14 protein-coding genes are annotated in these 15,951 nt (G+C 33.6%); 9 read left to right on the forward strand and 5 right to left on the reverse strand.

The window, feature by feature from the left end; translation table 11 throughout:
• The first annotated feature begins 108 nt into the window (after positions 1–108).
• Together OQ292_RS29080 and OQ292_RS29085 are read left to right on the forward strand one after the other, a co-directional pair.
• Positions 109–1,827, forward strand: coding sequence for a toll/interleukin-1 receptor domain-containing protein (locus OQ292_RS29080; RefSeq protein ID WP_284687612.1), 1,719 nt, complete (start codon positions 109–111; stop codon positions 1,825–1,827).
• Positions 1,827–2,567, forward strand: a complete 741-nt coding sequence (locus OQ292_RS29085; protein WP_284687613.1) for a hypothetical protein — start codon at positions 1,827–1,829, stop codon at positions 2,565–2,567. The genes OQ292_RS29080 and OQ292_RS29085 overlap by 1 nt, the downstream gene beginning before the upstream one ends.
• Here OQ292_RS29085 and OQ292_RS29090 read toward each other — a convergent pair.
• Complete coding sequence (locus OQ292_RS29090; RefSeq protein WP_284687614.1) at positions 2,556–3,326, reverse strand: LytR/AlgR family response regulator transcription factor; 771 nt, start codon at positions 3,324–3,326, stop codon at positions 2,556–2,558. The two genes, OQ292_RS29085 and OQ292_RS29090, sit on opposite strands and share 12 nt — an antisense overlap.
• On the reverse strand, positions 3,323–4,357 hold the full coding sequence (locus OQ292_RS29095) for a sensor histidine kinase (RefSeq protein ID WP_284687615.1): 1,035 nt from the start codon (positions 4,355–4,357) through the stop codon (positions 3,323–3,325). Before OQ292_RS29095 ends, OQ292_RS29090 begins: the two co-directional genes overlap by 4 nt.
• Positions 4,358–4,686: 329 nt before the next feature.
• Between OQ292_RS29095 and OQ292_RS29100 the strand changes: the two genes are divergently transcribed.
• The 6 genes from OQ292_RS29100 (at position 4,687) to msrA (ending at position 11,812) form a co-directional block, all read left to right on the forward strand.
• Positions 4,687–7,095: a TonB-dependent receptor gene (locus OQ292_RS29100; protein WP_284687616.1), complete on the forward strand. Its 2,409-nt coding sequence runs from the start codon at positions 4,687–4,689 to the stop codon at positions 7,093–7,095.
• A gap of 241 nt (positions 7,096–7,336) precedes the next feature.
• Positions 7,337–9,109 (forward strand): DEAD/DEAH box helicase, encoded by a 1,773-nt coding sequence (locus OQ292_RS29105; protein WP_284687617.1) that lies wholly within the window; start codon positions 7,337–7,339, stop codon positions 9,107–9,109.
• 363 nt (positions 9,110–9,472) lie between these two features.
• Positions 9,473–9,841 carry a hypothetical protein gene (locus OQ292_RS29110; protein WP_284687618.1) on the forward strand — a complete coding sequence of 123 codons (369 nt, stop codon included), beginning with the start codon at positions 9,473–9,475 and terminating at the stop codon, positions 9,839–9,841.
• A 330-nt stretch (positions 9,842–10,171) separates the two neighbouring features.
• A complete protein-coding gene (locus tag OQ292_RS29115) occupies positions 10,172–10,582 on the forward strand; it encodes a DoxX family protein (protein ID WP_284687619.1) in 411 nt (136 codons plus the stop codon).
• Between the two features lie 39 nt (positions 10,583–10,621).
• Entirely contained in the window at positions 10,622–11,116 is a 495-nt protein-coding gene (locus OQ292_RS29120; RefSeq protein WP_284687620.1) for a methionine-R-sulfoxide reductase, read from the forward strand.
• A gap of 6 nt (positions 11,117–11,122) precedes the next feature.
• Positions 11,123–11,812 (forward strand): peptide-methionine (S)-S-oxide reductase MsrA, encoded by a 690-nt coding sequence (msrA, locus tag OQ292_RS29125; RefSeq protein ID WP_284687621.1) that lies wholly within the window; start codon positions 11,123–11,125, stop codon positions 11,810–11,812.
• 58 nt (positions 11,813–11,870) lie between these two features.
• Here the strand turns inward: msrA and OQ292_RS29130 are convergent, their stop codons facing one another.
• From OQ292_RS29130 to OQ292_RS29140, 3 genes are all read right to left on the reverse strand, one after another.
• Entirely contained in the window at positions 11,871–12,434 is a 564-nt protein-coding gene (locus OQ292_RS29130; RefSeq protein ID WP_284687622.1) for a thioredoxin family protein, read from the reverse strand.
• A gap of 158 nt (positions 12,435–12,592) precedes the next feature.
• Positions 12,593–12,961, reverse strand: a complete 369-nt coding sequence (locus OQ292_RS29135) for a SnoaL-like domain-containing protein (RefSeq protein WP_284687623.1) — start codon at positions 12,959–12,961, stop codon at positions 12,593–12,595.
• 200 nt (positions 12,962–13,161) lie between these two features.
• Positions 13,162–14,766 (reverse strand): hypothetical protein, encoded by a 1,605-nt coding sequence (locus OQ292_RS29140; RefSeq protein ID WP_284687624.1) that lies wholly within the window; start codon positions 14,764–14,766, stop codon positions 13,162–13,164.
• A 326-nt stretch (positions 14,767–15,092) separates the two neighbouring features.
• Between OQ292_RS29140 and OQ292_RS29145 the strand changes: the two genes are divergently transcribed.
• The gene (locus OQ292_RS29145; RefSeq protein WP_284687625.1) at positions 15,093–15,938 is read left to right on the forward strand and encodes a polysaccharide deacetylase family protein; all 846 of its coding nucleotides are present in this window, start codon (positions 15,093–15,095) and stop codon (positions 15,936–15,938) included.
• The last annotated feature ends 13 nt before the right edge of the window (positions 15,939–15,951 follow it).

Raw genomic sequence — 15,951 nt, forward strand, 5'->3', positions numbered from 1 at the left:
ACAACACAGTTAAAGAAATGATGCAAAAAGTTTTAATAAATATGCTAATGTTGGGTTTATTTGAGTAGAGAGCAGAAAAACTGAGATTTTAAGAAGTTGTAAGCAATTATGGCAGGAGCAGAAAATACATATTTGCACGAAGTATTTATATCATATGCTTGGGGTGGCGAAAGTGAAAGTTTTGTAAACGAGTTACAAGCTTCATTAGAAGTGCGAGGACTAACAATTGTACGAGATAAAACTGGCGGGCTAGACTACAGAGGGATGATTAAAGAGTTTATGGAGAAAATTGGGGATGGCAATTATGTAATTACGATTATTAGCAACAAATACCTAAGGTCAGAAAACTGTATGTTTGAGTTGATGGAGATTGCTGAGAATGGCAATTTTCATGATAGGATTTATCCAGTAATTCTTGAAGATGCCCAAATTTTTAATCCGGTAGAAAGATTGGAATATGTAAAATATTGGGAAGATAAAATTGATGAATTAGAAGAAGCAATAAAAACAGTAGAGAGTACTAATTTACAAGGCATCTCCGATGATAAAATCCTTTATGAGAAGATAAGGTCTACCATTGCCGGTTTGATGGATATCCTTAGAAATATGAATACGCTCACACCACAAATGCATAGGCAATCTGGATTTGAAGAGCTTTTTAATGCTTTAGATGCGAGAGTTTCTACATCAGATAAATTACAGTCATCGGGTACGGCTATTAAACAACAGATTACCGAAAGTAGAGAAAAGTCTGATTTCACTTATGATATATTCTTAAGCTTTGGTAGTGAAGATGCTAGTTTTTCAAGAAAGTTAGGTGGCACCCTGAGGGCATATGGTTTTAGAGTTTTTATGTCTAACGATAGTCTTTCAAAAGAAGCAGGCAAATCTTTCTTCGATCAAATTGATTTTGCTTTAAAATCTAGCCATCACTTTTTATTAGTCTGCACACCTAATTCAATGGATTCTGGTTGGGTAAAGCATGAGTATCAAGCATTTTTCAATCAGTTTTATATTCCATCAAATGGAGAAAGAAGATTGATGTTGATGAAAGGTGAAGGTTTTAGTTTTGATATTCTTCCCACTTTATTTACTGGTATACAAGTAGTTAGTGAGGTAGAAGAAGTAGTTACCGCATTAACAGGAAATGATGTAATAGTAGAAGAAGAGATTCAAATAGAAGCTACAGAAGTTGTTGAAGAAGAGGAAGTTGTTGAACCAATAAAACTTGAAACAGAAAAACCTCCTAAATTAGTAGAACAGCCTAAAAAAGTTGAACCTGCAAAAACTCAACAAGAGAAAAGTGAAAACTTAAAGAAAGAACCACTAGAAAACGCAAATCTGGCAAGGCGTAAAAAGAAAAGAGATATTCGAGTATCTAAATCGGATTTAGACCCTTGGATGGGTTCGGCTTTTTTAATTGCCTATATTTTGCTTTACTTATACTCTATTTATACAACAGTGAATGCGGTAAATACACCTAGTGAAGAGAGCGAACAATCGGCATTATTAGCACTTATATTGGGTCTAATAATGTCATTCATTTATTATTTTGCATCCAAAGACACAATGAAAATTCTTGGATTTTGGCTTAGGATTTTATTGTATGCTTTTTTGAGTTTATCAGGTCTTTTTATCTTAGAAATCTCTTCAAAAGAAGAGCCTTTCTTTTTAATTTTTTCGGGTGTGGCATTAATACCTGCTTCTGTTACTTACATCATAAGAAACAAACAGAAAGTTTTAAATTGGGAGCAAATGGTGGTTAAAGCCATTAGTTACATTCTTTTTTATATGATGTTTTTAATTCCTCTTGCTGTTTTAGATTGATGGTAAAGAAAATTGCTTTTGCTGTAATTCCACTTTCTTTAATGCTTCATTTTGTATTGCTATTCCTAGCTAAAAAGTCTGATTTTGATGAGCAGTACCAAGTAGGAATTAACAAAGCAGATCAATTTTTAATGGATCATCAAACAGCAATTGAGCAATTAGTCAAAGCCTATAACCTTACTGATGAAGATTTGTATTTAATGTTTGCGGTAGTCTATCCTGAATTGGTGAGATTTCTACAAGCAGAAAAAAAGGCAGATCAGCTAGCTACCAAACTGTATAAGGTTTCATCTGACAATGTCTTAGAAAAATGGTTTCAACCAGATTTTTCGGTTGGTTGTTTCCAAATGAAAGTATCTTTCGCAGAAAAGCTGGATACATTTTTTCCTCAAGAATCTCACTTACCCACTGAGTTAGACAAAAAGGTTTCGGAATTGAAAAAGGTGGATACGCAACTTAAGTACCTAGTATTGTTTTACAAAACCGTTCAAGATCGTTTTCCTGAGATTGAAACATTTACTTTAGAAAAGCGAGTTGGTTTTGTGGCAGTTTGTTACAACCTAGGTTTCGACAGATCGAAGGAAGATATCATCAACTATTTACAGGCAGAAAAGAAAACTTTCCCCTATAGCAGATTCCCATTGAAATGGTATAATAGCTGGACTTACGCAGCATTGGCAAATAAAGCGTATCGGCATTTTAAACGTGAAAGCTTGTTCAAGTTTGACTTAAGCATTTAACCAGTTTTTAAATAATGGGGCTTTCTCTCTACTTACAATTACATGCTCATTCCATTCCGGTGCAAGTGAAACAGCCAATTTGCCTTTAAAGTAAGATTGTATTTCGTTAATTGCCTGAAACCGAGCTAAAAACTGTCTGTTTAAACGGAAAAATAAGTGTGGATCTAGCATTTTTTCTAGCTCATCCAAAGTATGGTCGATGGTAAACTTTTGGTTCGATTTTGTTTTGATGAGCACGTAACCATCTTCTGCATAAAAATAGGCAATATCATCTTCGCTAATAGATATGAGTCTCTCTCCTAATTTTACTAAAAATCTGCTTTTGTAAGGAGTTGTTTGCTGCCTAAAAACTTCAATTAATTCACTGAGTTCTGGTTGTTGTTTGTTTTGTCCACCAAGATTTTCCTTAAGTTGTTGCAGTTTGTTTATGCTGTGAGCCAACTCTTCTTTTTTCACAGGTTTTAGCAGGTAATCGATGCTATTTACTTTAAAAGCCTGCAAGGTGTATTCGTCGAAAGCAGTGGTAAAAATTACTGGACATTTTACCTCAGTTTCTTTAAAAATCTCAAAGCTTAAGCCATCTGCCAGTTGTATATCCATAAAGACTAAATCAGGTGCTGGCTTAGTATTAAACCATGCAACTGTATCTTTCACTGTATCGATTACATCTATAATTTCTGCATCTTTAATTACTTCATTAATCAATTGTTGCAATCGGCGAAAAGCAGGCGCTTCGTCTTCTATAATTAAAATTTTCATACGCTCAATTTCATTTCGTTTTGCTCTACTTTTATCAATGGCAAGGCTACCATAAAATAACTTTCTGTAGTAATGATGTCTACTTTTTCTTTAGAGATAAATTGATAGCGTTTTTTAATATTTTCTAGACCGGTTCTGGTGGAGTCTTTCACATATTTCTTTTTTTGTAGTGTGTTCTGAATTATCAATCTTGAATTTTCTTGAGAATAGAGCTGTATGGTAAGTGGTTGTGAATGAGATACGATATTGTGCTTAATCGCATTTTCAATTAATATTTGAAGAGTAAGTGGAGGCACATATTTATTAAGTTGTTCATTTTTGATGTCCTTTTCAAAATCTAAATTATCACCAAAGCGCATTTTTAATAGAAATAGATACGATTCGGCAAATTTTAGTTCATCTTCAAGCTTAACCAGTTCTTTCTCCTTATTCTGTAAAATGTATCGATAAACCTCAGATAGTTTTTCTGTGAATTTGGCTGCGTTTTCGTGTTTTTCTTCAATTAGCGTAACCAAAGTATTTAAACTATTAAAAAGAAAATGTGGACTAATTTGGTTTTTAAGTACAGAAAGCTCCATTTTCAATTGCTGGTTTTTGAGCTTTTCAGCAGCTATAATTTCCTTTTTCCATTGTACAAAAAAGTAATGTGTTTCATAAACAATACCGATGGTGGTGGTGGTGATAAAACTTACCATAAACTCACCATACAAATCGTGATATCCATCAAAAGTGATCCAGCCGATTTGAGCAGCAAATAATTTAATGGCTGTTTTTGCCAGTACAGTATATAAAATAATGGATATTGCAGCGTAGGTAATTCGCTTAGCGGTTTGATCTATTCCAGTAAATTTCTTTCTAAAAAACTTAATAATAAAAACATCACCTTCCCAAAAAATAAAAGTATGCATAAAAGCCAAAGCATATTCTATATCCAATCCACTACAAGGTAAATCAGTAACATTGGGAAGTAATAGGCTTAAAAAAATTATGCCTGTGTATCTGATATTTCTTTCTGTTAAGTATTTCTTCATCACCCTAATGTTGTAGACAGCAATTTACTGATTTTATAAGATATGTGGTTTCACTAATAAATTAGAATTGCATGTTTCTGTCAATCTAATTTCTAATGAAAAGGAAATCCATCTAGGTGAAACGGAAAATATGGATAATCAGACAGGTTTATACTGGTTTAACCGAGATTTTCCTTCAATCACATTTTGGTAGCAATAATATTCCATTTTACAGAGCATCTCATCTGCTTGATAGACTTTTACCTTCGCTGTGGGAGCGATCAAGGCTATTTTCGATTCAATCACACTCTCAAAGTACATTTCAAGGAAACAAAAATTAAATAGAAGAGATGAAAAAATCATTGCCTTTATTTTTCACAATAATCGTATTAGGCTCGCTCTATAACTGTGCTATTGCTCAGACACAAACCATTAGAGGAACCATTTTAGATGCACAAGCAGATTATCCATTAATTGGTGCAACTGTAATTGTTGTAGGATCAGACCCTGTAAAAGGAAGTACAACCGACTTAGATGGTAAATTTAAAATTGAAAATGTAAGCACTGGCAGACACACTTTGCTTATTCAATATGTAGGTTACAAAACCATAACACTACCTAATGTATTGGTAACCGCTGGTAAAGAGTCTGTACTTAATGTAAAACTAGAAGAATCTGTAGAGCAGCTCGATGAGATTGTGGTAACAAGTGAATCAGATAAAGACTTGCCGAATAACGAGATGGCAAAGGTGAGTGCTCGAACATTTAGTTTGGAAGAAGTTACCAGATACTCTGGTGGTAGAAATGATGTAGCTCGTTTAGCTAGCAATTTTGCAGGTGTTAGTACTGCTGATGATTCTAGAAACGATATTGTTGTAAGGGGAAATTCTCCGACAGGTATGTTATGGAGAATAGAAGGGGTTTCTATTGCCAATACCAACCATTTTTCTACTTTGGGCACAACAGGTGGGCCAGTAAGTGCACTTAATACGAACTTGTTGCGTAGTTCCGATTTTTTAACTGGTGCTTTTCCCGCGGAATATGGTAATGCTGTAGCAGCAGTCTTTGATATTAATTTTAGAAGTGGCAATACAGAAAAGTATGAATTTACTGGACAAATGAGTGCTTTTAGTGGAATGGAGTTTATGGCTGAAGGACCCATTAGCAAAAAGAATGATGCTTCATTTATTGCTTCTTATCGCTATGGCATAGCTAGTTTGGCAGCAACAGGCACTTCTGCCACTCCTTACTATCAGGATTTCTCTTTCAAATTAAATTCTGGAAAAACCAAACTAGGTAGGTTCGAGCTTTTTGGCATGGGAGGTTTGAGTAATATAGATTTTTTAGGTGATGACATAGACGAAACAGATCTTTTTGCCAACCCGAATGAAGATGCTTATGTAGATAATCAGTTAGCTTTGTTTGGATTAAAACATACAATCAGTCTCAATAAAACCACCTATTTACAATCTGTTGTAGGTTTTTCATCGCTACATAACACTTACGAAGAAGATGCTTTAATAAGAGATGAATCTGGAAATACCATTCAAAAATACAGAAGTGTAGATTTAGATGATACACAAAATCGTATCAATATTTCATCTACTTTAAATAAGAAATTTAGTGCTAGATTAAATATGCGAGCAGGTATTGTTACCGAGATTTTTGGAGTAAATTCTTTGGTAGACGATAGAGATAATCGAGTAGAAATTCCTGATGAGAATAATGATGGCATTCCAGACTATTTTATCAGATACAGAGACACAGATACCAGTTTTCCACTCATTCAAACTTTTGCACAAGGGGAATATAAGTTTACAGACGATTTTAGCTTAACCGCGGGTTTACATTCCCAATATCTAGAGTTTAATGGTTCTTTTGCTTTAGAACCAAGAGCTGCATTGAGTTGGCAATTTAGACCAAACCAGCGATTGAGTATTGCTTATGGCTATCATTCTCAAATGGTTCCTTTACCAACATTATTATTAGAGGAAGTGGTGAATGGTGTAAATGTGAGAACCAACGAAGACTTGGATTTTATCAGGAGTCATCACTTTGTTTTAGGCTATGATAGAAGGTTGGGTAACGATTGGAGGTTGAAAGCGGAAACCTATTATCAGCAATTAACCAAAATACCTATTGAATCTGCACCAAGTAGTTTTGCAGCAATTAACGATGGTTCTGATTTCGCTTTCTCAGAAAAAGGCTCATTGGTGAGTGAAGGAACTGGATTTAATTATGGTTTAGAATTAACACTAGAAAAATTCTTTAGTCAAGGTTATTACATGTTGTTGACTACTTCATTGTTTGATTCGAGATATAAAGGAAGTGATGGAGTGGAGCGCAATACGGCATTTAATAACCAGTATGTTGTAAATCTACTTTTCGGTAAAGAATGGAAAGTAGGTAAAGAACAGCGCAATGCGCTTACATTCGATACCAAGCTGGCAAATTCTGGTGGTAGATTTTACACACCAATTAATTTAGAAGCAACTCGTGCTAACTTGGGTAGAGAAGTTTTGTATGAAGATGAGGCTTATAGTAAACAATATGATCCGTATTTCCGCTGGGATGTAAAATTCGGTTTTAGATTAAATAGCAGAACTAAAAATATATCTCACCAGTTCTTTGTCGATTTCCAAAATGTTACAGATAGGAGAAATGTATTTGTTGAGCGATACAATGAAGTAACAGACGAAATTGACATAGTAGAGCAAATAGGCTTCTTTCCAGATGTACTTTACAGAATACAATTCTGATCCAATTCAGTCAACTTTTAAGGCCACTTGCTCTGCTGGTGGCTTTTGTTTTTTATTAAAAATCGGTGATTAAATTGAATTAAGGGTATATACACGGGTTATAATTAAAAATAAATGGAAGTATTAAAATAAAATCTAGGAAAAGAGAATATTGTGGAATAAATATGCGTACTTTGCAGACTTTTGCTGCCTGGCAATATAATTTGGGAAATTCAGGGGGCAAACGAATTAAAGAAAAGTTATGCAAATAGAAACATTTGAAGCTTCTGGCCTTTCGCCAGAAATCCTTAAGGCGCTTAAGGAAATTGGGTTTGAGCAACCCACACCCATCCAGGCACAAACTCTGCCCCACTTACTTTCAGGTAATCAGCAGGATCTTGTTGCACTGGCTCAGACAGGAACAGGAAAAACCGCTGCATTTGGCCTTCCACTAGTAGAATTGGCAGATCCTTCTTCAAAATCTGTACAGGGATTAGTATTATGTCCGACAAGAGAACTTTGTATTCAAATTAGTAAAGACCTTCAGTCTTTTTCTAAATACAAAAAAGGTTTGAATGTATTACCAGTTTATGGAGGTGCATCTATTACGCCACAAATTAAAGATTTGAAACAAGGTGCACAATTGGTTATTGGTACTCCGGGTAGAGTAATAGATTTAATGAAAAGAAAAGCTCTTGACATTAGAGATATTTCTTGGTTAGTATTGGATGAAGCTGATGAAATGTTAAATATGGGTTTCAAAGACGATTTGGACACCATTCTTACAGGAGCATCTGAAGAAAAACAAACTTTATTGTTTTCTGCTACTATGCCGAAAGAAATTGCAATGATTTCATCTAATTACATGAATAATGCATTGGAAATTTCTGTAAGCAAGAAAAACACAACATCTAGTAATGTAAATCATGTATTTTACATGGTGCAAGCAAAAGATCGCTATTTAGCACTTAAGCGTATTGCAGATTTACAGCCAGATATCTACGGCATTATCTTTTGCAGAACCAGAAGAGAGTGTAAAGAAGTAAGTGAGAAGTTAATGCACGATGGCTATAATGCCGATGCATTACATGGAGATTTATCTCAGGTTCAGAGAGATTATGTGATGAATCGTTTCCGTATAAGAAACATTCAACTATTGGTAGCAACAGATGTAGCTGCTCGTGGGCTAGATGTAAACGAACTTACTCACGTAATTAACTACAATCTACCAGACGAAGCCGAAGTGTATGTACACAGAAGTGGTAGAACTGGTAGAGCAGGAAATAAAGGAACATCTGTATCTATTATTCATAGTAGAGAGATGGGCAAAATCAGAATCATTGAGAAAAAAGGTAATTTCAAATTTGAGAGATTACAAGTTCCTAATGGTAAAGAAATTTGTGAAAAACAACTTTTCAGTCTGATTGACAAAGTAGAGCAAGTAAGTGTAGATGGTGATGAGATTGAAGAGTTTATGGATGTGATCTACAAAAAGCTTTCTTGGTTAGAGAGAGATGAACTTATTAAAAAGTTTGTTTCAATCGAGTTTAACCGTTTTCTTGAATACTATAAAGATGCTCCAGATCTTAACAAAAATGTTAAGGAAAAAAGAGAGAGAGATTCTTCTTTTTCTGATAGAGGAGATAGAAATGGTAGCAAAGGAGGTAGAAGAGGTAGCAATGGCTATAAGAAATACTCAAGATACTTTATCAACCTAGGTGAAAAGAACAGCTTAAACCCTGCTAAATTGATTGGTTTAATAAACAAGCAATTTAGAAATGAGAAGATTCCAGTTGGTAATATCGAGATTATGAAAAGTTTCTCATTTTTCGAGATTGACAGCGAGTTTAGTACTAGCTTCCCAGAATCTTTTAGCAATTTAAGTTATCAGGGAATTCCAGTGAACGTAGAACCAGCAAATGCTAAACCTAGTGGAAGAGATTCTAGAGGCGGCGGAGGCGGTAGAAGCAGAAGCGGGAATGGTGAAGGATTTAGAAAGAAAAAATTCGGCAACTCAAAGAGAAAATGGGATTGATTTAATCATCTCCATTAAATTATTAAAAGCCAGTTAGCAATCGCTAACTGGCTTTTTTTTTATAACAACAATTGGTTTATTCACTAAGTGGGTATTTAAGAGTTTATCACATTATCAGAAAAAAAATCAATGTAATTACATCAATTATCACATTTTACTACACAGACTCACGCTGGATCGATTCACTTTAAAGTGGTATTAAGAATTAAATATTTTATATTTTGAAGTGGTTTTACTATTAAAAGAGGTATTTGTTACTCAATTCTCACCTATAAGTTGTGAACAAAATTTAACTTTTTAGTCCTGATATTACTTGAGTGCACTTTTTGGAGTTAATAAGATAAATATTCAATAACGCTAGCAATGAAATACTTCAAACATTACATACTTGGTTTATTAATATCTCTTTTAGTATCAGCAAACTTATTTGGTCAAACTGCTGAAGAAGAACATCATCACGAGTCGGTATTTTGCTCTTTATGTAAAGAAAGAATCACAGCAAAAGTGGTTTATTCTTTTGGTGTAACTCATTTGGATTTAAGTGAGCAAGGCAACAAATTAAAAGTTGATTTTAGAAAAGCCGAGACAAATACCTCTAAGATTCAAGAGATCTTAATTGAAGCAGGATACAGATTTAGAATTTTGAAAGAAGAAAACGAGCATTTCGAAGCTGTTTTGTATCCATGTAAACACGAACTTGAAGGTGTAAAAACTCAAGTAGCAACGAATTAAGATATATAAAGCTTTACCCTTTATCAGCTTGCGTAAATTTCTGGTCTAAGCTTTCCAGAAATGCTTGGCAACTGGTTTACTGTTTTTTGATTTTTGTTTAGACTAAAAATCCACGTCTTTGATGTGGATTTTTTATTTTATGATTTTTTAACTTTACTATGCATTGTTATTTGGTTTAGGTAACCATCAGTGTCATCCAGCTGACAAAAAAACTTCGTATGTTGATCTAATTTGGTATAAATCAAAAAGATAAACATATACATATACATATACATATACATATACATATACATATACATATACATATACATATACATATACATATACATTATGAAAATCTTAGCCCTTATTTTAAGATTTGTAGCTGCAGCTATTTTACTACAAACCTTGTTTTTTAAATTTACTGCAGCTCCGGAGAGTGTTTACATTTTTAGTCAGCTAGGAATGGAACCTTTAGGCAGAATAGGCACAGGTATAGCAGAACTGGTAGCAGGTATTTTATTGTTAACACCAAAAACAGTTTTTTATGGAGCAGTAGCTTCATTTGCTATTATATCTGGAGCAATTGTTTCTCATTTAACTGTACTTGGCATCGTAGTGCAAAACGATGGTGGCCTGTTGTTTTTAATGGCAGTTATAGTTTTACTATCTTCAGGTACACTTATCTATTTATATAAAGAAACAGGTGTATCAATCATTCAAAAATTGAAACAATCCAAAAAAACAAAAACAACAATTTAAAACAGTGTGTTGATCTTTAAACCTTAAATTTGATTATTTATGAAATTATATAGAATCTTATATTTTATCTTGGCGATGGTAATTTGTAGTTCTTGCGGATATAGCCAGCAAGCTCCAATAAATGTAGAAGGCTTACCAGAAGTGATTAATGACCCTGATAATTACAACGAACTAAGTTCTAAAGAAAAGAACATTATTCTGAAAGAGGGTACAGAGAGAGCTTTTACAGGTAAATATTACGATACTAAAAAGGAAGGAATCTATTTGTGTAAGCAATGTAATAATCCTTTATTTAAATCAGAAGACAAATTTAATTCTGGATCTGGGTGGCCAGCTTTTGACGATATAATTGAAGGTGGAGTAGAAGAAAGAACAGATGATGATGGCATGAGAACAGAAATTATTTGTGCGAATTGTAAAGGCCATCTCGGACACGTATTCTTTAATGAAGGTTTTACAAAAAAAATGACCAGACATTGTGCGAACTCTGCCAGTCTTCAATTTTTTCCATTACCCGATAAGAAATCTAACTAAACAATTATGAGAAATTTATTAATAGCATATATAGCAGCACTCATATTTTTAATACCTGCATGTTCGCAAGGCCAAAAAGCAAGTAAGCTAAAAGCTGAAGACCATGAGGTAATGAAGGTGAAAGATTACACAAAAAACAAGGATTTTGAGGGCTTAGAAACTGCTACTTTTGCAGGAGGTTGCTTTTGGTGCACAGAAGCTTCTTTCGAAAGGATTAAAGGAGTGAAAGATGTAATAAGTGGTTACTCTGGTGGAGAAAAAGCATATCCCACCTATGGTGAAGTAAGTACAAAGCAAACGAAGCATGCAGAGTCTATTCAAATCTTTTACGACCCGAATGAGGTTAGTTATGAGACTTTACTTAAAGTGTTTTTTGTTGCACATAACCCGACACAGTTAAACAGACAAGGTCCTGATGTTGGAGAGCAATATCGTTCAGAGATTTTCTACCACAATGCTGAGCAAAAGGAACAAGCGAAAGCAGTTATTAAAGAACTTGATGGATCTGGGAAGTTTGATAAAAAAATAGTAACCAAAGTTACTCCTTATAGACAGTTTTGGGTTGCTGAGGGTTATCATCAAAATTACTATGAGTTAAACCCAAATCAGCCTTATGTTTCGAGTGTAAGTCGCCCTAAGGTAGAGAAGGTGATGAAAACTTTTCCAGAACTGGTTAAAGATGAATATAAAATGTAATTGCTTAAAATTTAGATAAAAAAAGGCTTCTAATTAATTAGAAGCCTTTTTTGTGGTTTTACTTTAAACCTTCTGGTGCTTTATAAGTCTTTTCAAAATCTTGCCACTCAGTATCTTTATAATGTTCTTGAGCAAAATAAGTCAATATTTTATGGAAACTTTCTGCTGGTTGATAACCTGGAACTGGAGAAATTAAGTTGGCTTCTTCATCAAGAAAAACTACAGTAGGGTAGCTCATTTTACCTTGTAAAAGCGAAGCTGCTAGTTCGTGGTAACCTCTTCTTCCTTGTGCAACATATTTAAATGTATGATCGCGGAAAACAATGTCTTCTTTACCTTCTGCATCCAGTTTTACAGCATGAAAGTTTTCTTTCATATATTTTGCAATTTCTGGATGTTGAAAAGTACTTTTATCCATTTTCTTGCACCAGCCACACCAGTCGGTGTAAACATCTATAAATATCTTTTTCTTGTCGCCATTTTCAAGTTTTTCTATAGCTTGTTCCCAAGTTAGCCATTCAATTTCGTTTGTAGGTTCAGTAGGAGGAACCATCTTAAAAGAAAATAGCAAACCAAGTAGAATCGGAGCCAATGATAATCTCAAAACAGAAGTTAATTTCATAATTTTTACTTTACACTTAATTACTTGCTAAATTATTAAAGAGCTTTTTTATAAAATTAATACAAATTAACGTGATGAAAAATTCCAAATAAAAAAGCCTGTTCAAAGGAAACGAACAGGCTCTGTCTGTATGATAGCTGGTGCCTATCTTTTAGGAATCACATCATTGGTCCAGGGTTGTAATAAAATCTTTCTTTGATTATTAAGTCGTCTTGCCAATATTGAACGGCTACTTCTTCCATTTTTACTCTATTGCCATCTTTAAAAGTTACATCCATCCAAGATGAAACCATTGTCGTTTTATCCTCTTCATTTGCAGTAATACGATCTGTACCACCACCATGCATTTCTTGAATGCTACTCATAAATTTAGTCTCAAATTCGCGGTTGTAATCCTTACCTTTTCGAACCTCTCCTGTGGCTTCGATCATTTCAATGTCGTTGTGGTAAAATTTTTCAAATGCATCCATTATTTGTCCTTGGTCGATCATGGAGTACAACTCTTTGGCTTTTGCAAGATAACTCATAAGTAAAAAAATTATTTAAGTTTAAAAATTCAATTTGACAATTGAATATAGCAATAAATGTTAATAATAAAAACATATGAATTAAAAATAAACCAAAAAAGATTAATAAATAAACATATTTATGAGAAAATGAAAGTTATAAGCAAAAAATAGCCTCCGAATAGGCTTTTATCCGGAGGCTTTTAAAGTACTTACGGAGATTAAAATTGGATAGCACCGATTTTATAGTACTTTCTTAATTCACCATAAATAATCATTTCGTTGTCTGCTATTTGTTCGCAGCTCTTGGGTCTGGTAAGAATTTTTTCAGCCTTATTACTAGAAACCAGTTTTCTGTTTAATGTTCCATCTTTATTAATGGTAGCTAAAACAACTACTGACTTTTTACCATTGAAAGAATAAGTTCTATCAGGATTATTTTTCATCACATTCTTTACATTATCATTGTAAATCAAATGGATTTGCCCACCCTGAATTGCATAAGCATAAGATGAAAAGTGGCCACCATCGTTGGTCGTAACCTGTCTTTTTGGAATTTTCGTAGCCCACTCAATGCTCATATCTGGCCTTATATTAATTACGATAATATCATTATAATAGTAATAATAAGTATAATCGTAAAAGCCAGTTTGTTGGTTATATCTTGCTACTTCTCTTATATAGAATTGCTCAGCAATCAACAAGGCACCACCATCGCTACGAAGAATTATTTGATCGATACTGAATTTGTAAAGTTCTCTATTACCCTTTTTAGCTTTTACTTCGCTCATAAAGCCTTTTAAAAAATCGGCATCAAACTGCTTAGTACCATTCTTTTTAATTTTTCCGCTTTTAGCATCAACACTTAAAAAATAAGTTCCCTTCATACTTAAGGTGCCTTTGTCTGAGTAAAATCCAGCACAAATTATATCTTCGTTATCAGCAATTCTAAAGTTAAGATCGGTAATAAATTTGTCTTCAAGCTCAACAGTGTACTCTTTAAATTCTTCACCTCCATTTTTATAAGAAAGGATTTTATACTCATAGTTTGGTTTGCCTCTTCTTCTGGTTTTAAGTTTGTCTTTGTACTCAATTCCTAAAATGTATGCATTGCCAAAATTGTCAACTCTGTAGTTCTCAATTTCAAATAGTTTGTCTGTATAAGGTATGGTAATTTTCTTTTCCCAAAGCAATTCCATGTCTTCATTATATACCCTTACCGTAAACTTTTCATTCTCGCTTTTCTCATAAATATCTGAATCATAAAGCATAAATAAAGTCTTATCTCTCGACTCTGTCAGATAAAAAGAGCCATAGTTAGACCTGTTTTTCATGTTAGATTCAGCTATCTTTTGTGGAGGGCCAAGAGATGTTAGGGTTTCCATGTCAAAAGTCTCCATAAAAAGGAAATTAGTTCTGGCTTGCCTGTTTGGCAAATTGGAGAACACAAATATTTTCCCATTTCTACTTCTGGCAAATTTGTAATGCATATACTCATTGCCAATCTTATTTTGTATAGCAACTTCTTTTACTAACTTAAGATTATGATCGTGCAATTGAATCATTGGTGGTTTAGGACCAGTTAAGCTAAAAGTTCTATATAAGCCGTCTGTTGGGTCTAACTCCATTACAGCATACACACCTTTATCAGTACTTTCGATAATATCACTGATTAGCGCAGATCGTCTTAGTTTTTTTTGTTTGGGTCCCCATTTAATATTCGCTTGTTGAGGATATAATGCACCAGCTTGTAATACAAAAAAGAGAAAAGTTAAATAATGAAGTGTTGATAGCATGATAAATTTGCTTCCTCTTACTATTTTCATTTACTATAGTTTTTGGTTTAAATTACTTACTCAGCTAAAATTTAGAGCAGTATATAGAATATTGATACGCAATAATAAGCAGATTAGCTGCTGTTTGTACTCTTAATCTAGATTTAAGGCATTCGAAATTAATTGAGTTTATACCAGAAAATTCTTATATAATTAAAAGATTATTGTAAATTTAAGCTTCAAACCTATTTCTTATTGAGCAATAAAATTCTAAGTAAAAGCTATACCACATATTCAAAATGGTAATAGAAATAATCTAGAATGTTATTGAAATTTGATAATTTTCCGGTATTTACTGGAATCTATTTTATCTTAAAATGAGAAATATTTTTAGAAGCTACTTTTTATATTCAATCCTCCCTTTTCTTTTCTTATTTACAAATTCTTGTACAGAAAGTGCTAAGCATTCTTTGGCTAAAATTAGCTGGCCGAATGGTGCAAAAGGCGTTCTTTGCCTTACTTATGATGATGCACTTGAAAGTCATCTTAACAATGCCATTCCTCAATTAAATGCAGCAAAACTCACAGGTACTTTCTTTGTCGATGGTAGAATTAGAATTAATCAATTTGATGTTTGGCGAGCTGCGACTAAAAATGGTCATGAGATCGCAAATCATACAGTTTATCATCCATGTTCGCAAAGTTTTGATTGGATAAGTCCGCAAACTGCCACTGAAAATTATACAGTAGACAGAATGCTAAAAGAAATCGGCACACTCAATCAGATGCTATATGCGATAGATAGTAATCAGATTCATTCCTTTGCTTTTCCATGTTCTGCGCATGAAGTAGGAGGTAAAAACTATGTGGAAGATTTAAGAAAATCAAACTTGGTAAGTTTTGCTCGAACAGGCAGTAAAGAAGGTGATATAGCTGAAGATCAAATAGTTAATGATTTTTCAAATATAGATTTTTTCCAAGTACCAAGTTGGGGTATTCCACAAGATACCCCTGCAGAAAAGTTGATTCAATTTGCTGAAGAAATAAAAAATAAAGAAGGTTTAGGGGTGATGTTGTTTCACGGAATAGGAGGGGATTACACTTCAGTATCTAATGAAGAACATCAAAAACTACTCGAATATTTAAATACACAACAGTCTGAAATTTGGGTAACCACTTTTACAGAAGCACTCGATTATATCAAAACACAAACAGAACAGTAAATTATACAACCAA

Origin of the sequence: Chondrinema litorale, from assembly GCF_026250525.1 — a bacterium.
GTDB lineage: Bacteria > Bacteroidota > Bacteroidia > Cytophagales > Flammeovirgaceae > Chondrinema > Chondrinema litorale.